Source organism: Acidithiobacillus sp. AMEEHan (assembly GCF_030996345.1).
Lineage (GTDB): Bacteria > Pseudomonadota > Gammaproteobacteria > Acidithiobacillales > Acidithiobacillaceae > Igneacidithiobacillus.
Window position 1 is genome coordinate 1437044 of record NZ_CP118747.1, and the last position, 21791, is coordinate 1458834.

23 protein-coding genes and 1 pseudogene are annotated in these 21791 nt (G+C 61.9%); 18 read left to right on the top strand and 6 right to left on the bottom strand.

Annotation, left to right across the window (positions count from 1 at the left end):
• Positions 1-31 precede the first annotated feature (31 nt).
• Entirely contained in the window at positions 32-1120 is a 1089-nt protein-coding gene (gene tal / locus ORD17_RS07340) for a transaldolase (RefSeq protein ID WP_308387687.1), read from the top strand.
• Here tal and ORD17_RS07345 read toward each other — a convergent pair.
• Complete coding sequence (locus tag ORD17_RS07345; protein WP_308387688.1) at positions 1117-1890, bottom strand: enoyl-ACP reductase; 774 nt, start codon at positions 1888-1890, stop codon at positions 1117-1119. The two genes, tal and ORD17_RS07345, sit on opposite strands and share 4 nt — an antisense overlap.
• Before the next feature lie 27 nt (positions 1891-1917).
• Positions 1918-3783: a LysM peptidoglycan-binding domain-containing protein gene (locus ORD17_RS07350; protein WP_308387689.1), complete on the bottom strand. Its 1866-nt coding sequence runs from the start codon at positions 3781-3783 to the stop codon at positions 1918-1920.
• Positions 3784-4063: 280 nt separating this feature from the next.
• Between ORD17_RS07350 and gltX the strand changes: the two genes are divergently transcribed.
• The 8 genes and pseudogenes from gltX to ORD17_RS07390 all read left to right on the top strand — a co-directional run bounded on the left by gltX (position 4064) and on the right by ORD17_RS07390 (position 13094).
• Positions 4064-5458 carry a glutamate--tRNA ligase gene (gltX, locus tag ORD17_RS07355; RefSeq protein ID WP_308387690.1) on the top strand — a complete coding sequence of 465 codons (1395 nt, stop codon included), beginning with the start codon at positions 4064-4066 and terminating at the stop codon, positions 5456-5458.
• A gap of 75 nt (positions 5459-5533) precedes the next feature.
• A complete protein-coding gene (locus ORD17_RS07360; RefSeq protein WP_308387691.1) occupies positions 5534-7471 on the top strand; it encodes an aconitate hydratase in 1938 nt (645 codons plus the stop codon).
• Positions 7468-8735 (top strand): annotated as a pseudogene (gene icd, locus ORD17_RS07365) (NADP-dependent isocitrate dehydrogenase). The gene ORD17_RS07360 and the pseudogene icd overlap by 4 nt, the downstream one beginning before the upstream one ends.
• 4 nt (positions 8736-8739) lie before the next feature.
• The gene (gene sucC, locus ORD17_RS07370) at positions 8740-9903 is read left to right on the top strand and encodes an ADP-forming succinate--CoA ligase subunit beta (protein WP_308387692.1); all 1164 of its coding nucleotides are present in this window, start codon (positions 8740-8742) and stop codon (positions 9901-9903) included.
• Position 9904: 1 nt separating this feature from the next.
• Positions 9905-10246, top strand: coding sequence for a hypothetical protein (locus tag ORD17_RS07375; RefSeq protein ID WP_308387693.1), 342 nt, complete (start codon positions 9905-9907; stop codon positions 10244-10246).
• Positions 10243-11118 (top strand): succinate--CoA ligase subunit alpha, encoded by an 876-nt coding sequence (gene sucD / locus ORD17_RS07380; protein ID WP_308387694.1) that lies wholly within the window; start codon positions 10243-10245, stop codon positions 11116-11118. The genes ORD17_RS07375 and sucD overlap by 4 nt, the downstream gene beginning before the upstream one ends.
• A gap of 3 nt (positions 11119-11121) precedes the next feature.
• Positions 11122-12759: an NAD+ synthase gene (locus ORD17_RS07385; RefSeq protein WP_308387696.1), complete on the top strand. Its 1638-nt coding sequence runs from the start codon at positions 11122-11124 to the stop codon at positions 12757-12759.
• A complete protein-coding gene (locus tag ORD17_RS07390; RefSeq protein ID WP_308387697.1) occupies positions 12756-13094 on the top strand; it encodes a P-II family nitrogen regulator in 339 nt (112 codons plus the stop codon). Before ORD17_RS07385 ends, ORD17_RS07390 begins: the two co-directional genes overlap by 4 nt.
• A 10-nt stretch (positions 13095-13104) precedes the next feature.
• Here ORD17_RS07390 and ORD17_RS07395 read toward each other — a convergent pair whose 3' ends face one another.
• On the bottom strand, positions 13105-13842 hold the full coding sequence (locus ORD17_RS07395) for an outer membrane protein assembly factor BamD (RefSeq protein WP_308390072.1): 738 nt from the start codon (positions 13840-13842) through the stop codon (positions 13105-13107).
• Between the two features lie 28 nt (positions 13843-13870).
• Here ORD17_RS07395 and rluD point away from each other — a divergent pair, with 28 nt between their 5' ends.
• From rluD to def, 8 genes are read left to right on the top strand one after another with little or no spacing between them, the layout of a single operon-like run.
• Positions 13871-14824: a 23S rRNA pseudouridine(1911/1915/1917) synthase RluD gene (gene rluD, locus ORD17_RS07400; RefSeq protein ID WP_308387698.1), complete on the top strand. Its 954-nt coding sequence runs from the start codon at positions 13871-13873 to the stop codon at positions 14822-14824.
• On the top strand, positions 14814-15569 hold the full coding sequence (pgeF, locus tag ORD17_RS07405) for a peptidoglycan editing factor PgeF (protein ID WP_308387699.1): 756 nt from the start codon (positions 14814-14816) through the stop codon (positions 15567-15569). Before rluD ends, pgeF begins: the two co-directional genes overlap by 11 nt.
• Positions 15566-16111, top strand: coding sequence for a cupin domain-containing protein (locus ORD17_RS07410; RefSeq protein ID WP_308387700.1), 546 nt, complete (start codon positions 15566-15568; stop codon positions 16109-16111). The genes pgeF and ORD17_RS07410 overlap by 4 nt, the downstream gene beginning before the upstream one ends.
• Complete coding sequence (locus ORD17_RS07415) at positions 16108-17286, top strand: RuBisCO large subunit C-terminal-like domain-containing protein (RefSeq protein WP_308387701.1); 1179 nt, start codon at positions 16108-16110, stop codon at positions 17284-17286. The genes ORD17_RS07410 and ORD17_RS07415 overlap by 4 nt, the downstream gene beginning before the upstream one ends.
• Positions 17279-17911, top strand: a complete 633-nt coding sequence (locus tag ORD17_RS07420; protein WP_308387702.1) for a haloacid dehalogenase-like hydrolase — start codon at positions 17279-17281, stop codon at positions 17909-17911. The genes ORD17_RS07415 and ORD17_RS07420 overlap by 8 nt, the downstream gene beginning before the upstream one ends.
• Entirely contained in the window at positions 17908-18528 is a 621-nt protein-coding gene (mtnB, locus tag ORD17_RS07425; RefSeq protein WP_308387703.1) for a methylthioribulose 1-phosphate dehydratase, read from the top strand. The genes ORD17_RS07420 and mtnB overlap by 4 nt, the downstream gene beginning before the upstream one ends.
• Positions 18525-19046, top strand: coding sequence for an ACT domain-containing protein (locus ORD17_RS07430; RefSeq protein ID WP_308387705.1), 522 nt, complete (start codon positions 18525-18527; stop codon positions 19044-19046). The genes mtnB and ORD17_RS07430 overlap by 4 nt, the downstream gene beginning before the upstream one ends.
• Positions 19046-19558, top strand: coding sequence for a peptide deformylase (def, locus tag ORD17_RS07435; protein ID WP_308387706.1), 513 nt, complete (start codon positions 19046-19048; stop codon positions 19556-19558). The genes ORD17_RS07430 and def overlap by 1 nt, the downstream gene beginning before the upstream one ends.
• Positions 19559-19582: 24 nt before the next feature.
• Here the strand turns inward: def and ORD17_RS07440 are convergent, their stop codons facing one another.
• The 3 genes from ORD17_RS07440 to ORD17_RS07450 all read right to left on the bottom strand — a co-directional run bounded on the left by ORD17_RS07440 (position 19583) and on the right by ORD17_RS07450 (position 20893).
• Positions 19583-19828 carry a hypothetical protein gene (locus ORD17_RS07440; protein ID WP_308387707.1) on the bottom strand — a complete coding sequence of 82 codons (246 nt, stop codon included), beginning with the start codon at positions 19826-19828 and terminating at the stop codon, positions 19583-19585.
• A 2-nt stretch (positions 19829-19830) separates the two neighbouring features.
• Entirely contained in the window at positions 19831-20265 is a 435-nt protein-coding gene (locus ORD17_RS07445) for a putative toxin-antitoxin system toxin component, PIN family (RefSeq protein WP_308387708.1), read from the bottom strand.
• A 91-nt stretch (positions 20266-20356) separates the two neighbouring features.
• Positions 20357-20893 carry a hypothetical protein gene (locus ORD17_RS07450; protein WP_308387709.1) on the bottom strand — a complete coding sequence of 179 codons (537 nt, stop codon included), beginning with the start codon at positions 20891-20893 and terminating at the stop codon, positions 20357-20359.
• A gap of 157 nt (positions 20894-21050) precedes the next feature.
• Here ORD17_RS07450 and nfsA point away from each other — a divergent pair, with 157 nt between their 5' ends.
• A complete protein-coding gene (gene nfsA, locus ORD17_RS07455) occupies positions 21051-21788 on the top strand; it encodes an oxygen-insensitive NADPH nitroreductase (protein WP_308387711.1) in 738 nt (245 codons plus the stop codon).
• Positions 21789-21791 lie beyond the last annotated feature (3 nt).

A 21791-nucleotide genomic window follows, 5' to 3' on the forward strand; every position in this document is an offset into this window, starting at 1 on the left:
GTAGGCAGAGTGGTTCGCAAGGAGAAAGGCAATGGCAGATTTACGTGCAGTGCATACACGCCTGGGGCAGAGTCTATGGCTCGACAATCTCTCTCGTACTCTGATTCACGACGGCATTCTGGCCCGTTATATTGCTGAAGACGGAGTTTCCGGAGTGACCTCCAACCCCAGTATTTTCCAGAAGGCCATTCACGAGAGCCCATATTATCAAGAGGATTTGCTGCGTCCGGCAGAGTCGGCCGAGCGCCTTTACGAAGAAATGGTCAAGGTCGATCTGCAAATGGCCTGCGATCTTCTGCACGCCACCCATGTCGCCACCCAAGGCGATGATGGTTGGGTAAGTTGGGAGGAGTCCCCGCGACTGGCCATGGATGAGGCCGCCACCGTTGCCGAGGCGGAGCGTTTGCGCGGCATCGTCCAGCGCGAAAATCTCCTGATCAAGGTGCCGGCGACCGCCGCTGGTATTGCCGCGCTGCGCACCCTCATCAGTCGCGGTATTTCCGTCAATGTGACGTTGATGTTTGGCCTGCAGCACGTACGCCAGGTATTCGCTGCCTATCAGGAAGGTCTCTCGGCCTGGATCGACGCTGGTGGCGAGGCTGGACGGGTGAAGGCCGTAGCCAGCCTTTTCCTGTCTCGCGTCGATACCCTGGTAGATCAGCAGCTGGAAACAATCGGCACGGATGCGGCATTGCGGCTGCGGGGCAAGGCCGCGGTGGCACTGGCCAAGAAGGCCTACGCGGTGTATCGGGAGACCTTTCACGGCCAAGGCTTTTCTCGCCTCAAGGCGGCAGGCGGGCGGCCACAGTATCTGCTTTGGGCCAGCACCAGCACCAAAAATCCGGCCTATTCCGATCTGCTCTATGTCGAACCATTGATGGGTCCGGAGACCATCAATACCCTGCCCGATGCGACTCTGGCCAAATTGCGGGAACACGGAAAGCTGGCAGATACCCTGTCTCAGGGCCTTGCTGAGGTGGAGAAGACGCTGGCCGATCTCGCTGCCCTCGGGATCGACCTCGACGGGCAAGTCGCGCCTCAACTGCAGAAGGAGGGCTTGGAGGCCTTCTCCACTTCCTTCGAGGCGATGCTGGAGGAGGTGGAGAAGCGCCGCGCCTAGAAGCCGACGATGTTGTAGCCGGCGTCGACGTAGGTGATTTCGCCGGTAATGCCAGATGCGAGATCCGAGCAGAGGAAGGCGGCGACATTGCCGACTTCCTCTTGTGTCACGTTGCGCCGTAGCGGAGCATGCGCGGCATAGTGGTCGAGGATGCTGCGAAATTCGCTGATGCCGCTGGCTGCCAGGGTGCGGATGGGCCCAGCAGAAATGGCGTTTACCCGGATCCCTTCGGGCCCTAGGGCGTGCGCCAAATAACGTACACCTGCCTCCAGGCTGGCCTTGGCCAGTCCCATGACATTGTAATTGGCCATCGCCCGTTCGGCGCCCAGATAGCTGAGCGAGAGGAGGGCGCCGTGGCGTCCTTGCAGCAAGGGGCGCAGGGCCTGTGCCATGGCGGTAAAGCTGTAGGACGACACTTCATGGGCAATGCGGAAGCCCTCGCGGGTGGTGACGTCGGCGTAGTTGCCGGACAGCTCTTCCTTGGGTGCGAAGGCAGCGCCATGGATGGCAATGTCCACCCCACCCCAGCGTTGCTGGAGGTCGTTGACGACGGCACGCACCTGCGCCTCGTCCATCAGATCCAAGGCCAGAGGGGACGGCGCCTGGATCTGCGCCGCCAGGTCTTCCACCCGGCTTTTGGTGCGCTCGCTCTGGTAGGTCAACAGGACTTCTGCCCCCTCCCGCGCCATCGCCTGGGCGATTCCCCAGCAAATGGAGCGCTCGTTGGCAACGCCGACTACCAAAGCCTGTTTATTCTGTAAAAAACCCATGGTCTGTGAATGCTCCGAGAGTCCCTGTCAACGCAGGAAAATGGTTAGATGCTTGCCGGGCTGCAGGTCGCTGGCCGAGGCCAAACGGTTCCATTGCACCACGGCATGGGGTGAAACATGGAATTGCTCTGCAATCTGCCAGACGGTGTCGCCGGGGCGGACGACGTAGGTGGTGGCATGGGGCGCAGTGGCCAGCCGTTCTTGCTGTGGACTCAACGCAGCCACCTCCGTCCCGCGGGCGGGTAGGCGCAGCACCTGTCCGGGATGCAATATGCTCTTGCTGTGCAAACCGTTGTAGGAGGCAATAGCCGCTACACTCACACCGGCGCGCTGCGCAATCTGCCAGAGGGTTTCGCCGGGTCGCACGCGAATGCTACCGCCGCTTTGGGCAACGGTATAGGTGGCCTCCTGCAAGTGAGCGCCAGGCAACTGCAGCTTCTGTCCGGGGTGGATGACGCTGCGCGTGCTTATGTCGTTGGCGCTGGCCAGGGCGCTTACGCTGACATCGGCGCGCTGCGCCAGCTGCCAGAGGCTCTCGCCGGGACGCACGGTGATGCTGCGCGGCGCATACCCGCTGGCGACGGCCATGGGCTTGCCGCCATAGATGACGAGTCGTTGCCCCACCTGCAGGAAGCGACCCGACCGCAAATGATTCCAGCGCTCGAGATCACGTACGGAAACGCCAGTCCGGAGGGCAAGCTGGGACAGGGTTTCGCCGGGACGTACGGAGGTGTAATGCACGGCGGGAGTAGGCCGGGCAGTCTGTACGGCGATGGCTGGTGCTGGGGTGGCTGCCGGAGCGGGCGTCGGAGTTTCCATTTCCGGCATCTGCAGTAAGGCGGTGCGCAGGGTTTTCGCTTTGTCTTTGGGGACGACCAGCGAGTAGCCGGCCGGCGCTACCCCGTAACTGAGGCCGGCGTTCAGACGCTGCAGCTCCGTCACCGAGACGTCCATCAACTGCGCAGCAACCTGCAAATTGACCCGCCGCGGTGTATTCACCAAGGCAATATGCGCGGTGTTGGGGATGCTTGGCAGGGCAATGTGGTAAGCCTGCGCATTCTGAATCACTTGTGCCAGCCCGAGTAGCTCGGCAACGTAGTTTTCCGTCTGGTTCGGCAGGTTCAGGTCCCAGAAGTCGGTAGGTTCCCCCGCAGCGACATTCTGCTGTATGGCCGCCGAGACAGTCCCCTGACCGGCATTATAGGCGGCGATGGCAAGCAACCAGTTGCCGCCAAAGTAATTGTAGAGATAGGAGAGATAATCAAGGGCGGCATTGGTGGAGGCCGTTAGGCTGAGGCGGGGGTCGCCCCAGCGGGTGTTCTGCAAACCAAAATTCCTTGCCGTGCCGGGAATGAACTGCCAGAGCCCTGCCGCGGCTGCCGGAGAATATGCCTTCGGGTTGTAGCCGCTCTCGATGGCTGGCAGCAACGCCAGCTCCATGGGCAGGCCCCGCTCGTGCACCGCGTTGGCCACGTAGTACAAGAAGGGACGGGAGTTGTGGAGGATCTCCTCCAGCTTGCCCTGATGCTGCAGGAACCAACTACGCCACTTGGCTACCCGCGGTCGGGAGACATCGCTGATGCGGAAACCGTCCACTAGATCAGTCCAGATGCTCTCCTGCGCATTTTGTAGCGCCACGTCGCTGTGCTGTAGGTTGTGAAATTCCTGCAGAAGCTGCGAGCTGTCGCTGACAGTCTCCGGGGCGGTTTCCTGCGCATCCGTGCTGGGGTCTTGCCCGGCTGGACCGCTGCTTTGCAGCTTGGCGATCAACTGGGAAAGGGATTCTGACGGATCGTTGTTGGCTGGTGCGGTGGCCGCACTGTTGCTGGCCCAAGCGAGCGGTGACGCCAGTAGCGCGCAGCTCGTGGATAGGACGATGACCGACTTTCGCATACTACTCCTTCTTTGGTGAGGAGGCCCCGACCGTGCACCCTGACCAAATCTGCAGATTTTTCGCAAATATAAACAAAAAGCTGGAGTGATCCCCAGGGGGAGATTCTCGGCTGATACTAGGGGCTCCATCGCTGCTCGTCAATGCTGATTATGCACTATCAAAATTTCCTATCGATCCTGGGAACCGTGCGGAGATTTTTGCGCGCAGTGTGGCGCAGAGTGCAAGCCTGATATGATGGGCCCTGCTACTCGTACAGAAGCAAGAAAGGATGCAGAGTTGATGACCGTACGTACCCGTTTCGCCCCCAGTCCCACCGGTTATCTGCACATTGGTGGAGTGCGCACTGCGCTCTTCTCCTGGTTGCATGCGCGCCAACAGCAGGGTCAGTTCATTCTGCGCATCGAGGACACGGACCTCGAACGCTCGACGCCCGAAGCCACCGCCGCCATCCTGGAGGGGATGCAATGGTTGGGTCTGGATTGGGACGAAGGTCCGTTCTATCAGACACAGCGGATGGAACGCTATCGCCAGGTGCTGGCGCAGATGCTGGCGGCCGGCACCGCCTATCATTGCTACTGCAGCAAGGAAGAACTGGATCTCATGCGGGAAGAGCAGCGGGCGCGCGGCGAGAAACCCCGCTATGATGGTCGCTGCCGGCATCGTCAGGAGGCTCGTCCGGGCGTCTCTCCGGTCATCCGCTTTCGCAGCCCCGACACTGGCGAAACCGTGGTCGAGGACCTGGTGCACGGGCGGGTGGCGTTCCAAAACAGCGAGCTCGATGACCTGATCATTGCCCGCTCGGACGGCACCCCCACCTACAACTTCTGCGTGGTTGTGGATGATTGGGATATGGGTATCACCCAGGTCATCCGCGGTGATGACCACCTCAACAATACCCCGCGGCAGATGCAGATTCTGCGGGCCCTAGGCGCCAGTGTGCCGCAGTACGCCCATGTGCCGATGATTCTCGGGCCGGACAAACAGAAGCTGTCCAAGCGCCATGGTGCGGTCAGTGTGCTGGAGTATCGCGAGCAGGGTTTTCTCCCGGACGCCCTGCTCAATTTCCTAGTGCGGCTGGGATGGTCCCATGGCGATCAGGAAGTTTTCACCCGCGCGGAGATGATCGAGCATTTCCGGATCGAGGAGGTGCACAAGGCGGCCTCGGCTTTCAATCCCGAAAAGCTGCTATGGCTCAATGCCCAGCATCTGCAGACCTTGTCGGCAGGGGACCTGGCCCGACAGCTGCGGCCTTATCTGGTGGAATTGGACGACGCGGCAATCGCCGCTGGTCCGGCGTTAGCGGAGGTCGTGCCGCTGTTGCAAGAGCGTGCGAAGACCCTGGTGGATATGGCCGCTGCCGCAAGGATGTTCTACATCGCGCCAGAATCGGCCGAAGAAAAGGATCGCAGCAAGCATCTCGCCGGCCAGGGGGCACTGCTGCAGGCGGCGCTGGGCGCGCTGGACCCGATCCCGGACTGGACGGCCGGGGCCGTGCATGCGGTTTTGCAGGACTTGGCGCAAGAGCATGCGCAAGGCAAGCTGGGCAAAGTGGCCCAGCCGCTGCGGGTGGCGGTGGCCGGTTGTGCCGTCTCCCCGCCCCTCGATCAGACTTTGGCGGTGCTCGGGCGAGAAGAGACCTTGCGGCGCCTGCGGCGAGCGCAGGATTGGGTGTGATTGCCCCTTGGCGTAGGCGGCTGCTTTTGTCATTATCCTTTCTTATGGATTGCCGCCTCGAAAAGGAGTTTCGCTATGGCCCACAACGTCACGCAGAAAATCATTGCTGCTCACCTCGTCAGTGGTGAGTTGCAGGCCGGCAGTCCCATCTCGATCCGCATCGACCAGACCCTGACTCAAGACGCCACGGGTACCATGGCGTACCTTCAGTTCGAGGCGCTGGGTCTGCCCAAGGTGCGCACCGAGTTGTCGGTATCCTATGTCGATCACAACATGCTGCAGTCGGGCTTCGAGAATGCCGATGACCACCGCTTCCTGCAGAGTTTTGCCGCCAAATATGGGATCCACTTTTCCCGTCCCGGCAATGGTATCTGCCATCAGGTGCACCTGGAACGCTTCTCCAAGCCGGGGCGTACTCTGCTCGGTTCCGATTCGCATACCCCCACGTCGGGTGGTGCAGGCATGCTCGCCATTGGCGCTGGTGGACTCGATATTGCCTTGGCCATGGGCGGACTGGCCTTCAACCTGAACATGCCGCAGGTGATCGGCGTCAAGCTCAGCGGCCGCTTGCAGCCTTTCGTCAGCGCCAAGGACATCATCCTCGAGGTGCTGCGCCGCAAGACCGTCAAGGGCGGCGTGGGGAAAGTCTTCGAGTATTTTGGTCCGGGAGTCGCCAGTCTGTCGGTGCCCGCACGTTCCACCATCACCAATATGGGTGCCGAACTGGGGGCCACCACCAGCGTCTTCCCCAGCGATGACGTCACCCGCGCTTATCTGAAGGCGCAGGGCCGGGAGGTAGACTGGTCGGAGTGGGTGGCGGATGCCGGCGCCAGCTATGACGAGGTCCTGGAGATCGATCTCGATACCCTGGAGCCGCTGATTGCTTGTCCGCACAGCCCGGACAATGTGAAGACCGTGCGCGAGGTGGCCGGCACGCCGGTGGCGCAGGTGGCCATCGGCTCCTGTACCAATTCGTCTTACACCGATCTGATGACCGTATCGGCCATGCTCCAAGGCAAGGTGGTTGCGGAAGGGGTGAGTCTGGGGATCTCGCCCGGTTCGCGGCAGGTCATGGAGATGGTCACTCGGGATGGCGGCTTGCTCAATTTCATTGGCGCTGGCGCGCGTATCCTGGAGTCCGCCTGCGGTCCCTGTATCGGCATGGGCTTCGCACCGCCCAGCGAGGGCGTTTCCATCCGCTCCTTCAACCGCAACTTTTACGGCCGTTCCGGCACCAAGAATGCCTCGGTGTACCTTGCCAGCCCCGAGACCTGCGCTGCCTGCGCCCTGACCGGTGTGATCACCGACCCGCGCGATCTGGGTATGGCGCCCATCCAGGTGGATTTGCCCGGGCAGTTCCTGGTGGACGACCGTATGATCGTGGCACCCGCGGGCGAGCCAGAGAAGGTGGAGGTGCTACGTGGCCCCAATATCGCCAAGCTACCGGTGAACCAGGCGGCTCCTGAGGAAATTCGCGGTTCCGTGCTCATCCGCCTGGGGGACGACATCACCACCGATCATATCATGCCTGCGGGGGCCAAGGTCCTGCCCCTGCGCTCCAATCTGCCGGCCATTTCGGAATATGTGTTTCATGTGGTCGACGAAAGCTTCCCCAGCCGAGCCAAGCGCTCCGGCGGCGGCTTCATCGTCGCCGGACACAACTATGGGCAGGGCTCCAGCCGGGAGCACGCCGCTCTGGCGCCCCGCTATCTGGGAGTGAGGGCGGTACTGGTGCAGTCCTTCGCGCGCATCCACCTGGCCAATCTGATCAACTTCGGCATTCTGCCGCTGACCTTCGTCAACGCCGCCGACTACGAAAAGGTGCAGGCGGGAGATGAATTGGCACTGGACATCCGTGGTTTGGCTTTGGGCAAGTCGTTGCTGCTGCAAGATCTCAGTCAGGGCATCGAGATTGCCGTACAACCACAGTTGGCCAGCGAACGTGATCTCGAGCTGATTCGCAAGGGCGGCGCTTTGTCCTGGGCCAGCGAGCAACTGGAGAAAACGGCATGAGTGGTACGGCGATCCGCTACGAAAAGGGGAGTATGGTAGTCCCCATGGATCCGATCATCCCCTTCATCGAGGGTGATGGGATTGGTGTCGATGTCACACCGGCCATGCGGCAGGTACTCGATACTGCCGTGGCCAAGGTGTACGGCGCTAAACGTCGCATCCATTGGCAGGAACTCTATGCGGGACAAAAGGCCGTGGCCAAATTTGGCGCGGGCGTGTATCTGCCCGAGGAAACCATGGCCGCCATCCAGCGCTATCATGTAGCCATCAAGGGTCCGCTGGAAACGCCGGTGGGAGGCGGCATCCGCAGTCTCAATGTCGCCTTGCGCCAAGATCTCGATCTTTATGTCTGTCAGCGGCCAGTCCGTTATTTTGCTGGGACGCCGAGCCCGATGAAACGCCCGGAAGATGTCGATATGGTGATCTTCCGGGAAAACTCGGAAGACATCTATGCCGGTATCGAGTGGGCCGCAGGGACCCCTGAGGTGGCCAAGGTCATCGCCTTTCTGCAACAGGAGATGGGGGTCAGGAAGATTCGTTTCCCCGACAGCTCTGCCATTGGCATCAAGCCGGTGTCGCAGGAGGGTTCGGAGCGCCTGATTCGCCGTGCCATTAGCTATGCGCTGCAGCATGGGCGGAAGTCGGTGACTCTGGTGCACAAGGGAAACATCATGAAATTCACTGAAGGCGGCTTCCGCGATTGGGGCTACGCCTTGGCCGAGCGGGAGTTCGCTGAGCAAGTGTTCACCGGGCGGCAGAAGGCGGCTATCGCCAAGGCCGAAGGGAAAGCGGCGGCAGCCGCGGCAGAGCAGGTGGCGTTGCAGGCCGGCAAGTTGGCCATCAAGGATGTCATCGCCGACAATTTCCTGCAGCAGATTCTCCTGCGCCCGCAGGACTATGATGTGGTTGCCACTCTGAACCTCAACGGCGACTACATCTCCGATGCCCTGGCGGCGGAGGTGGGGGCATTGGCATGGCGCCCGGCGCCAATCTGTCGGATACCCACGCCATCTTTGAAGCGACGCATGGTACCGCACCAGACATCGCCGGGCAGGGCAAGGCCAATCCCAGTTCCCTGATTCTTTCCGGAGTGATGCTCCTCGAACATCTGGGCTGGTTGGAGGCGGCGCAAGCCATCACTGCGGCAATGGAAGGCTGCATAGCCGCCGGGGAAGTGACTGGCGATCTCGCCAGTCTGCAGGGCCAGGCGGGGTTGTCCACCAGCGAATTCACCGCGGCGCTCTGCCGTCGCATCGAGGCATGACCCATTGAATCTGCACGAATATCAGGCCAAGCGGTTGCTGGCCGAGGAAGGGGTGCCGGTACCGAAGGGAATACCGGCGTTCTCCGTCAAGGAGGCGGTCAATCAGGCCCGTGCCCTGGGTGGTGGTGACTGGGTCTTGAAGGCGCAGGTACACGCCGGTGGCCGGGGCAAGGCCGGTGGCGTGCAGCGGGTGCATAGCATTGCGGAAGTGGAGGCGGCAGCTCAATCCTTGTTGGGCAAGCGCCTGGTGACCGCCCAGACGGGCCCGGAGGGGCAGCATGTCGCCGCTTTGCTCATCGAGGAACCGAGCCAGATCGCGCGGGAGTTTTATCTTGCCTTGCTGGTGGACCGGGCTGCGGCGCGCTTGACCTTCATCGCCTCGGACGAGGGGGGGATGGAGATCGAAACGCTGGCGGCAACACGCCCCGAGGCTATCCAGCGTATTGTCCTGGATCCTGGCATCGGCTTCCTGCCTTATCAGGCGCGTGACCTGGGCTTTGCTTGGGGCTTGCCGGCGGCGGCGGTGCAGCTGTTGGTCAAGGTCATGCAGGGCATGTACCAATTGGCGCGGCGGCTGGATGCGCAGATGGTGGAGATCAATCCGTTGGCCCTCACCCAGGATGGCAAAGTTCTCGCGTTGGATGCCAAAGTGGTGATGGATGACAATGCCCTCTATCGCCACCCCGAGTCCGATGAGCTTTTTGACTCCACCCAGCAGGACCCGCGGGAGATCACCGCGCGGCAGTTTGGTCTGAACTACATCTCCCTCGACGGGAATATCGGCTGCATGGTCAATGGGGCAGGGCTGGCCATGGCGACCATGGATCTGATCAAGCTGCACGGCGGCGAGCCGGCCAATTTCCTGGACGTGGGCGGTGGTGCCGCTGCCGACAAGGTGACCCAGGCCTTTAAGCTCATCCTCTCCGACCAGCGCGTAAAGGCCATTCTGGTCAATATTTTTGGTGGCATCACCCGCTGTGATCTCCTGGCCCAGGGCATCATTCAGGCGGCCAGCGAGGTGGGCATCCACCTGCCGGTGGTGGTGCGTCTGGAAGGCACCAAAAAGGAGGAGGGAATGGCGATGTTGCGGGACAGCGGGCTGCGCATGATCGTTGCGGAGGGCTTGACCGATGCAGCGTGCAAGGCGGTAGAGGCCGCTCGGGCTTGATTTGGACATCAATGTCGTTTGGTTGCAGAAGCTCTGGCCCCTGCTGCGGCACTCCGGGCCGCTGATTTCGCGTCTGGCAGAGACCTATGTCAAACGTGGCGCGGATCGCAAGACGGCAGAAAACCTGGCAGGAACGGCAGTCATTGTCGATCAGGTCCTCGAAGAGCGCCTCAAGGATCTGGCCCAGGCCGATGATCTTCACGCGTTGCGGCGCGAAGTTGCAGAATTGCGGGCGCTCATCGAGCAGCGTGGGTTGCCGCGGCGCCGACCGCTGCTCCTCTTTTTGGTTATCGGCGAGTTGATCATCATCGCTTTGTTACTTTATTTCGGAATTCATTCATGAGCATTCTTCTTCGCCACGACACCCGCGTCATCTGCCAGGGCTTTACCGGCAAGCAGGGCAGCTTCCACTCGGAACAGGCCATCGCCTACGGTACGTGCATGGTGGGTGGCGTGACGCCAGGCAAGGGGGGTAATGAACATCTCGGCCTGCCGGTCTTTGACACCGTGGCGCAGGCGGTCGCGGCGACCGGGGCCGAGGCGACGGTGATTTATGTGCCTTCGCCTTCCGCTGCCGATGCCATCATCGAAGCGGCCGCGGCGGGGATCGAACTCATCGTCTGCATCACCGAAGGCATCCCGGTGCATGACATGCTGCTGGTCAAACAATATCTCGCCAAGCATCCACACGCACGCCTGATCGGCCCGAATTGCCCCGGCGTCATCACCCCTGGGCAGGCCAAAATCGGCATCATGCCCGGTTCGATCCATCTGCCGGGACGGGTGGGCATCGTATCGCGCTCTGGTACCTTGACCTACGAGGCGGTGGAGCAAACGACGCGTCTGGGTCTGGGGCAGAGCAGCTGTGTGGGAATCGGCGGCGATCCCATCATCGGTATGGATTTTGTCGAGGTCTTGCGTCTCTTCGAGGCCGATCCGCAGACGGAACTGGTGATCATGGTGGGGGAGATCGGCGGGCGTCTCGAAGAAGAGGCGGCGGAGTTCATTCGCCAGAACATGAGCAAACCGGTCGTGGCTTTCATCGCCGGCTCGACGGCTCCCAAGGGAAAACGCATGGGGCACGCCGGTGCCATCATTGATGGCGGTGCGGGTACGGCAGCCGCGAAGTATGAAATTCTGCGCGCCGCCGGGGTTCACTGCGTGTCCTCGCCGGCGGAGCTGGGAAACCAGGCCGCGGCCCTGCTCGGCAACTGAAGCATGCGCATTGCCCTGAGCCAATGCAATCCCCGCGTCGGGGATGTGGCAGGCAATGCGGCCCTGCTCCTGCAACTGGCCCGAGAAGCGCAAGCGCAGGGGGCAGCGCTATTGGTTACGCCGGAACTGGTGCTCTCCGGCTATCCGCCAGAAGACCTGTTGCTGCGCAACGATTTTCTCGATTGTTGCGCACAAGCCGTGGAGATGCTGGCGCGGGATTGTCCCCTACCGCTGCTCGTCGGTCATCCGCTGCGCCGGAACGGACATCTGTACAATTCCGCAAGCCTCCTGCGCGGTGGGCGAATCGAGGCCAGTTACGGCAAGCATTGTTTGCCCAACTACCAGGTGTTTGACGAGAAACGCTATTTCCAACCCGGCGATGGTGAGCTGATCTTTACCCTCGAAGGACTGCGGTTGGCCGTGCGCATCTGCGAAGATCTCTGGTGTTCCGAGCTGCCGTTGCTCAAGGAGCCAGGCGCTGCCGATGCCGTGGTAATCCTCAATGCGTCGCCCTTTCATCGCGCCAAGCAGGCAGAACGGGAGAGGATGGCCGCGCAGCGTGCGCGCGAAGCGGGTGCTGCCGTTCTCTATGCGAATCTGCTGGGCGGGCAGGATGAACTGGTCTTCGATGGTGCTTCCTTTGCCGTGGCTGCCGACGGATCCGTAATTGCGCGCGCCCCAGCCTTTACCAATGAGCTTCTCTTTCTCGACGTCGAAATCTCCGCGACACAGAAACAGTGGCGAGGCGGACCTGTGGCGCCGGAGCTTTCCCCCGTTGCCGAGGTCTACGCCGCGCTGCAGCTGGGTCTGCGTGATTACGTGCAGAAAAACGGCTTTTCCGGCGTGGTCCTCGGGCTGTCTGGCGGCATCGACAGCGCCCTGACTCTGGCGATCGCCGCCGATGCCTTGGGCGCCGAAAAGGTACACGCCCTGATTTTGCCATCCCGCTACACGGCCGCAATGAGTGTCGAAGACGCCGAGGCGGAGGCCAGCAAGCTCGGGGTACGCTACGACATCATCTCCATCGATGCGCTCTTTGATGCCTATCTGGAGACCCTGGCGCCGCTCTTTGCCGGACGCGCCGCTGATGTGACCGAGGAAAATCTCCAGGCGCGCATCCGTGGTTCCCTGCTTATGGCCTATTCCAACAAATTCGGTCAGCTGTTACTCAGTACTGGCAACAAAAGCGAAATGGCGGTGGGTTATGCCACCCTCTACGGCGATATGGCCGGCGGCTTTGCCCTGATCAAGGATTGTCCAAAGACCCTGGTTTATGAGCTTGCGCGCTATCGCAACGAGCAAGGCGAGGTAATCCCGCAGCGTGTCCTCGAACGAGCGCCTTCAGCCGAGCTGGCGCCGGGACAGACGGACCAGGATAGTCTGCCGCCCTACGATGTCCTCGACGCGATCATCCATGCTTATATCGAGCGGAGTGAGGGACGTGCGGAGATCGTCGCGCGCGGCTTTTCGGCCGCCACCGTGGAGCGGACTCTGCGCTTGATCGATCGTGCCGAATACAAGCGGCGGCAGGCTGCACCCGGGGTGCGTATCAGCCCTCTGGCCTTTGGCAAGGACCGCCGCTACCCTATCAGTAATGGATTCCATGCCTGGGATCCGCACTGTCTGCAGGAGAGGTCATGAAAAAGATCGAAGCGATTGTGAAACCATTCAAGCTGGATGACGTACGCGATGCCTTGCAGGAAATGGGCATTGCCGGGATGACGGTAACGGAAGTGAAGGGTTTTGGGCGCCAGAAAGGGCACACGGAGCTCTACCGGGGCGCCGAGTATGTGGTCGATTTTCTGCCCAAGCTAAAAATGGAGGTGGTGGTCCCCGACGCCCTGGTCGATCGGGCCGTCGATGCCATCGTCGGAGCGGCACGCACGGGTAAGATCGGTGATGGCAAGGTCTTCGTCAGTGATGTCGCGCGCGTCATTCGTATCCGCACCGGGGAGGAGGGCGACGAGGCGGTCTGAGCCGCCCCGCTCAACCGAGCTTTTGCGTGTATTTTCCGTGAGGATAGTTGTAGCGCAGGATGGCCGCGGTATTTTGTGCCAGCTGCGCGAGGTCCAGATGCTTGTAGGATAGGTAGAGGTAATAGAGGGCCTCTTCGCGGGCTGGGCTCAACTGGTATTTGGTCACCACCTCGCTGCAACGATTGGCTGACGCGACATAGGCGTCGCGCACGTAATAGAACTTGCAGATATCGAGGTTGCGCTTGCCCAGCAGGTCGATGATCTTCTCCATGCGCAGGCGGGCATCGGCGGCGTAGGCGCTCTTTGGCCAGCGTTTCACCAAGGTTTCGAAAGTGTCGAAGGCCTGATGCAGGGGCACCGGGTTCCAGTTTGCTCCCTCGATTTCCTGGTATTCAGAGATTCCCTTCAGGTACCAGGCATAGTCCACGTGAGGATTGACCGGGTGCAGCTTGATGAAGCGCTCCGCTGCTGCTGCCGCTGCCTTGGAATCGCCCTGGCGATAGTAACTATAGGCGGTATTCAACTGCGCCTGCTCAGCGTAGGGGCCGTAGGGATACATCGCCTCCAGATCCTGGTACTCCCGAATCGCTGTTCCATAGTCGCCGCGATCCTCGGCCTGCTTGGCGTGGCTGTACATGGTCGCTGCGGCCTCGTGGGAGTCCATCAGATCCTTTTTGTGATTGTCCGAGGCACAGCCGGCGGCGGCCAGGGTGAGAACTGCAATAACGACGAGGGAGCGCTTGCGCATGTCGAACAATGATCTATAGTGGCGGGCCATGAGCACGGATACTACGGAAATCACCTGGGTTTTGCCAGAGGAGCGGGCAGGCGAGCGCCTCGACGTCGTTCTGGCTCAACTTGCCACCGAGCTGAGTCGCAGCCGCATTCAGGAGCTTCTCGGGGCGGAAGAGATCGTCGTCGATGGTCATGCGGCGCGGCCCAGCCAGCGGGTGCAGGGAGGCGAGACGGTGCAGGTGCGCCTGCCGCCGCGGGAGCCGGAGCACTGGCGCGCCGAGAAGATTCCTTTGCACATCGTGCACGAAGACGAGGAAATTCTGGTCATCGACAAGCCCGCGGGAATGCTCACCCATCCCGGTGCTGGGCACCCCAGCGGCACCCTCGCCAATGCCGTGCTCGCCCATTGCCCGGGGAGTAAGCACCTGCCGCGGGCCGGGATCGTCCATCGTCTGGACAAAGACACCAGTGGCCTGCTGGTGGTGGCGAAGACTGAGCATGCCCGTCAGGACCTCACGGAACAGTTGGCGGAACGCAGCATGCACCGCGAGTATCTGGCCCTGGTGCTCGGGGCAATGACCGGCGGTGGCAGGGTCGAGGCACCCATCGGTCGGCATCCGCAGGATCGTCTGCGTATGACGGTGCGCGACGACGGCCGACCGGCGCGCACGGATTATCGCCTAGCCGAGCGCTTTCCCCGCCACACCCTGCTGCGCCTGCGGCTGGCGACGGGGCGGACGCATCAGATCCGGGTACACATGCGCCATATTGGGCACCCCCTGGTGGGTGACCCGGTCTACGGCGGTCGCGCGGTGATACCAGCGGGCCTCGACCCTGAAGGCATGACCCTGTGGCGCAGTTTCCAGCGTCAGGCGTTGCACGCTTGGCGGCTTGAGCTCGAGCATCCGGGGAGCGGTGAACCCTGTGCCTTTGAAAGCCCCTTGCCTGCCGACATGGAGGCCCTGCTGGCCCTTCTGCGCCGCCGTGCTTCCTGAACTATCCTTTATTTTTCCCGATCTTCCCCTGCCGGATGGGGTGCACATCGCCATCAGTACCCGCCAGGGGGGCGTCAGCCAGGGTCCCTGGCAGAGCCTGAACCTAGGTGACCATGTGGGCGACGATCCCGCCGCCGTTGCCACCAATCGGCAACGCCTGCGGAGTACCCTGGATCTGCCCGCAGAGCCGCTCTGGCTGCGCCAGGTACATGGCACGCAAATCGTTAGCTGGGAGGCTTGCTCGGGCGCGAGCATGGCAAGCGAGGCAGATGGCGCCATAGCGCGGACAGCAGGTGCGGTCCTCGCTGTCCTCACCGCCGACTGTCTGCCGGTCCTCGCCTGCTCCCGCGATGGCCAAGCGATCATGGCCTTGCATGCCGGCTGGCGCGGTCTTGCCGCTGGAATTCTCGAAGCTGGGATTACCGCCCTGCAGGTGGAGCCCGCGGAGATTCTGGTATACTTGGGGCCAGCGATCGGCCCGGGGGCCTTCGAGGTGGGGCCGGAACTGCGGCAGTGTTTCGTAAGCCAAGATCCGGGTAGCGACGCCGCCTTTCGGGCGGGGGAGGGGGACCGCTACTGGGCGGATATCTACGCCTTGGCGCGGCGCCGCTTGCGGCATCTGGGGGTGCGCGAGATCTTCGGCGGCGAATATTGTACCGTGACGGAAGCAGAACGATTTTTTTCCTATCGACGCGACGGTTGCACCGGGCGCATGGCGTCCTTGATCTGGCGGGAGGGGCTATGAAAGGCTGGAAGTTAGGGGATGGCGGTGAGCAGGGCAGCGATGCACAGGCCTTGGCGACATTCTTGGCGCCTCTAGGGGTGACGCTGCGCGAGTACCCTGTGGCCGGCGCCGCGGCACCCTGGCTAGCGCCGGCGCAGTTGGATGCCGAGGGCCAGGAGCGCCTGCTCGCGGCCCTCGATTCTGTTTTCCGCGTTCTGCAAGAAGAAAAAGGCTATCAGGAGCGCGATCTGGTAGTGCTCCATCCCGAACACCCGCAGCTCGCCGAGCTCGATGCCAAATTCTGCCGCATTCACATCCATGAAGACGAAGAAGTGCGCTATATCGTCGACGGCGAAGGAGTCTTCGGTTTTGTCCTCGCCGACGGGCGGCAGCTCGAGGTGACGGTGAGCGCCGGAGACTACATCCACATTCCCGCCCAGGTCGAGCACTGGTTCCGTCTCAATGGGGCGCGGCGCATCAAGGCGGTGCGTTACTTCAGCGCCCGCGGTGGCTGGACCCCGGTTTACCAGGAGCGGGCCATGCAGCAGTTTCCGCGTCCATGACCGCCTTCCTCGAAGTCGACTATCGTTTTCCGGCCGGCGCCAACGCCGAGCGGCAGGCGCAGGCGCTGGCGGTGGGGCAGACGGCGGGCTCCTGGGATGAGCGCCATGCCCATCGCGAGACGCAGCTGCGCGGGCACCTAGGGGAGATCCGTGCCCTGCAGACCCTGGCAGACGGGAGCAGCCTGGCCACTGTCGCCTTTCCCCTGGCCAATGTAGATGGCGGGATCGGCAGCCTGCTGACGATGATCTTTGGCAAGTACTCCCTTGGTGCCACGGCCAAGGTCTGGGATCTGCGCTTGCCCGAGGCATACGGCTTGCGGCCTCGCTTCGGGCTGGCAGGCATCCGCGAGCAGGTGGGGGCTTTCGATCGTCCCCTCTTCATGGCGATTTTCAAACCCGCTTTGGGGCTTACGGCCGAGGATCATGCGGCGATCCTTGCCGAGGTGGCTTGGGCAGGGCTCGACATCATCAAAGATGACGAAATCCTTCCCAATCTGGCTGCTGCCCCGACCCTGGAGCGCTGGCGGGCCTGCGCCCCCATCGTCGAGGCGCGGCGTGATCGGCTTGGACGCGAGCTGCTCTATGCCGTCAATCTCTCCGGCGATGCCGCCAGCCTGCAGCAATTGGCGCGGCAGCTTGTGGCGGAGGGAGCCAATGCCCTGCTCCTCAACGTCCTCGCCTACGGCTTTCCCGTGCTCGAGGCCTTGGCCAAGGACCCGGAAATCGCCGTCCCGATCTTCGCCCATCCGGCCCTGGGGGGTGCGCTGGCGGCAGCCCCGGAGCACGGTCTGCGCTATGCCGTCCTGCTCGGTACCCTCATGGCCCATGCCGGGGCCGATGCCGTACTCTATCCGGCCCACTATGGCAGTCTGCCTTTCCCGGCGGCGGAGGAGTTCGCCATCCGCGATGCGCTGCGGCAGCGGGGACTGGCGCCGGTGCCTTCGGCGGGAATTCAGCCGGGTATTCTGCCGGCCCTGCTCGCGGACTATGGCAAGGAGGTCATCCTCAATGCTGGCACCGGCATCATGGATCATCCCGACGGCGCGGCAAGCGGAGTGCGTGCCTTCTTCGAGGCCTGGGAGCGGGTGCAGGCGGGAGAGTCTTTCGCCCTCGCTGCCGTCCCTCCTGGCCCCTTGCATTCCGCCTTGGCCAAGTGGGGGACGGGTAATGGCTGAGCGCCTGATTTTCTGCGACTTTGACGGCACCATCCTGGTCGAGGAGATCTTTCGTGACCTGATACGGGAGTTTGCGCCTGCAGTCAGCGAGCGCATCCTGCCGGAGATCCTAGCCCTGCGGGTGAGTCTGCGCGATGGACTCACGGAGATCCTCGCGAGCATTCCGAGTGCGCGCTGGCCAGAGATGGAATCCTTCGTTGTCGAACACAGCCATCTGCGCGCCGGCTTTGTCGACTTTCTCGACGCTCTACCGAGGCTGGGCTGGGAGCTTTTGGTGGTGACCGGGGGGTTCACCCGCATGGCAGAGCTGGTGCTTGCCCCCCTGCGCGAGAGGATTCGCGCCATCCACGGCCTGGAGGTGGATCTTTCCGGCTCCACCCTGCGGGTCTTCTCGCCCTGGCAGGATGCCGAGGAACTCGTCGTCAAGAAGGCCATCTATGCCCACTATGCGCCGGACGAGGCCATCTGCATTGGCGATTCGGTAACCGACCTGCGCCTGGCGCGGGACTGTCCGCGCGTCTTTGCCCGTAATGGCCTGATCGATTACTTGGCGGCAGAGGGGCGCGCCTACACCCGCTTCGAGGATTTTGGGGATGTCTTGCGTGCCTTGGAGGGCGAGAAATGATGGATCTACGCGCGGAATTAGCCGCTGCCGCCCGGGATTTCTATGGCCGCGGCTGGATGCTGGGGACGGCGGGCAACCTCTCGGCACGCCGCGAGGACGGGTTTTGGATCACCGCCAGCGGTCGCCCCAAGGATCGCCTGCAGCAGGAAGACTTCGTCGCCCTCGATCTCGATGGCCGGGTACTCGAGGCGGTGGCGGGTCGTCGGCCTTCTGCCGAAAGTAGCATCCATCGGGTCATCTATCGCCACTTTCCCGAGGCGCGAGTGATTTTTCACGTCCATTCGGTAGAGGCAAACATCTGCGGCAACTTTGCCCGGGACGGTCGCCTGCGCCTGCCCCCTCTGGAAATGCTCAAGGGTCTGGGGATTCCCGATGCCGAGCCGCGGGTGGATCTGCCGGTCTTTGCCAATCACGTCGAGGTGGCGCAGATCGCCGCCGACATGGACACGGCCTTTGCCCGGGAAAAGCCCGCCGTCCCCGGTGCCCTGATCCATCTCCATGGCATGACCGCCTGGGGCCGAGATTTCGACGCCGCTCGACATCATCTCGAACTTTTCGAATACTGTTTTCGCTATCTATCATTGGCTCGCCTGCATGGCCTGGGAGGAGAATCATGAGTCAAGCCCTACTGACGGTGATCGGAGAAGATCGACCGGGTATCGTTGCCGCCGTAACCCAAGCTCTCTACGCCGCCGACTGTGCCATTGGCGATGCCTCGATGATGCGCCTGGGTGGTTACTTCACCATCATGCAGGTAATCGATTACCAGCGCGACTTTGGTGCCGTCGAGTCGGCTCTCGATCCGGCGGTGAAACGTCTGAACCTGCGCGTCCACCTCGATCCCATTCCGAGCCTGCCGCGGCAGCAGGACTCCGCCAATGTCCGCGTCACTGTCTATGGGGCAGACCATCCCGGCATCGTCGCCAGCGTCACCGAAAAGCTGGCCAGTGTCGGCTTCAACATCATCGATCTCGAAAGCGAGCGCTCGGGTAACCCCGATCGCCCCATCTACGTGATGGTCATCCAGGGCTCGGCTCCCGAAGGTGTGGAGCAGGTGCGCGCCATACTCGAACCCCTGAAGACCAGCCAAGGCATCGAGATTACCGTCCACCCCATCGATACGGTGTTGCTCTGATGGCGGTGTTGCCGATTCTCACCTACCCCGACCCACGCCTGGGGCGTGTTGCCGAGCCGGTAGAGAACTTTGACGAAGAGTTGCGACAGTTCGTTGCCGATCTGACCGAAACCATGTACGCCGGCCCCGGTGGGGTGGGGATTGCCGCGCCCCAGGTGGACCGTTTGCAGCGTATCGTCATTGTCGATGTACGCCCCAAGCTTGGAGACAATTGCCACGGCCTAATGGTGCTCATCAATCCCGAACTGATCGCTTGGGAGGGCATGGCGGTGGGGCGCGAAGGCTGCATGTCGGTGCCGGATTTCACCGGCAACGTCATCCGCGCCGAGCGCATCCAGGTACAAGCCCAGGATGCCGAGGGTCGCGACCGCTTCTACGAATGCGAGGGCTTCGAGGCGCGGGCGGTGCAGCACGAAATGGACCACTTCGATGGTTTGCTCTTTCTCGACCGTTTGGTTTCCCGCAAGACCGATCTCTTCCGCCGCAAGCAATATCAGCCCAAGAAAAAGTAAGAGCGGGTAGGGGCGTTACCCGCCTCAGTCGCTTGGGAGCTCGTCGCCGGGCAGGGGTGTCGCGCGTGGGCTTGCTTCCAGCCAGCGGTCGAAGTCGGCCAAGTCGCCACGCTCCCGACGCTGCCGGAAATACGCCTCGGTCTTCAGCGCCGAAACCTTTTCGGCAATGGCGGTCACAAAGAACTGGTTCATGGAAACGTGTTCTTCCTTGGCGACTTCTCGTGCATAGCTGAGCAGAGAATCCGGAATCCGCAACGCATAGTTGGACATGATCACTTCTCCTTGCGCAGTTGCGCCAACAAGTCTCCTGGGCCAATCACTGGCATCCCAAATCGGCTGGCGGCCACAAAGTCCTTGCCATTCAGGGTCACCAGAGCATCCGCGCGACCATTCAGAGCAGTTTCGAGGACCATTTCATCTCCTGGATCACGCAATTGTGGGCGCCAGAGATAGTGTAAGTGAACTGGCTCTGCCAGCAAGCAGAGCGCGTCCAGAAAGGCGTCAGTAAGCTGGAGAGTTCGGCAGCTGGCCGCCAGATGCTCCGGTCGCTTCAGCACCGCCTCGTACTCCAATAAGAGCGGAACCGAAAGCAAAGGCACGCAAGTTCCGGCTCGTATCTCGCGTAATACCCGGAAAGACGCCCCAAGATGGCTGCGCGATGCCGCAACCAGCACGCTGGTGTCTATCACCGCCCGGATAGTTTTCATATCCTCTATGATATGAGAGTTTTCCGAGCGGCGCTATAGCCAAGCTGCGCACGATAGAGTGTGTAAGTGCGACCAGCTGGGATCGTTTTCTTCAGCCGGCTTGAAAGGGAGCGACGCGAAAGGTCTCGAAGAGAATGTCGATGGCTTGATGCTGAGCGCCGTGGGCGACGGCATCGAAGAGATCCTGATCGGACCAACCTTGCGTATGCAGGGAAGCGATTTCTGCCTCGCCGACGCTATGGGGAGCGTGGATTGCCTTGAGTGCGTAATCGAGAAGAGCGTTTTCCGCCGTCGACAAAGGGCCTTGCGCCGGAGTAGTACGGGCCTTGGCGATGTCTTCCTTGCTGAACCCGGCATTGAGCAGGAGCGCCTCGTTGAAACCGATGCAGAAGGCGCAGTGGCCTTCTTCCGAAAGAAGGTAGCGGAGCAGGGCGAAGAAGTTGGCAGAAATGCGCGGATGCTGCCCAAAGTACTGCAGGTTTTGCCATTGGCCGCGTAGCAGCGCTGGGCTGACGCCAAAGAGTTGTAGCCCTTCCGGAACACCGCCGAAGGCTTGGGTGATTTGCGCATAAAGTTCAGCGAGTTCGCCTTGGGCATTTTCGGGTGAGGTGACTTGCAGTAGAGCCATGACATTCTCCTCAAAAGTAGTGAACGGTAGGGAAAACATACCGACTAGATGGTATTATGTCAACGAGGACTCTGCGCTTGGCGGAGCATCGACGTGGTGTCAGCAAAGGTCGACGCTGCTACCATGAAACGGTCTGCCTCGCTCTGGGAGTATTCCGATGACCGACGTTTTCCAGCTGCTGCAATCCCACCGTTCCATCCGCCGTTTTCGCGCCGAACCTTTGCCGGCGGGGCTCTTGGAAGAGATCGTGCGCTGTGGGCAGCAGGCGGCGAGCTCCAGCAATCTCCAGGCCTACCGCATTCTGCGCATCACCGATACCGCCCTGCGCGCGCAACTGGCAGAGCTTGCTGGCCAGCAGGAATATGTGCGTCTGGCGCCGGAGTTTCTGGTGTTTTGTGCCGACTTGCGGCGTGCGCAGGGGGTTTGCGATCGCCTCGGGCCGCCCTTCGTGCCCGGCATGACGGAGCATTTTCTAATCGCGACCACCGATGCCACGCTCTGCGCGCAAAACTGCGTGGTCGCCGCAGAGTCCCAGGGCCTGGGTGCCTGCTACATCGGTGCTGTCCGCAACCATCCTGCCGAAATCAGCGAACTGCTCCGCCTACCGGAGCAGGTCTATCCCATCTTTGGGCTCTGTCTCGGCTATCCAGACCAGGACGTCGAGGTGAAGCCCCGCCTGCCGCTGGCCGCCGTTCTACAGGAAAACCGCTACGACGACGGTCACGATGCCGAATATATCGCCCAATATGATGCCGCCATGCATGAGTACTACGCCTCACGCTCGGCGCATCGCAAGGACAGTAGCTGGAGTCAGGAAGTGGCTGCCCTTGCCGGTCGCGAGGCACGACCACACATGCAGGGCTTTTTGCAGGGACGGGGTTTCCTGAAACGCTGAGGG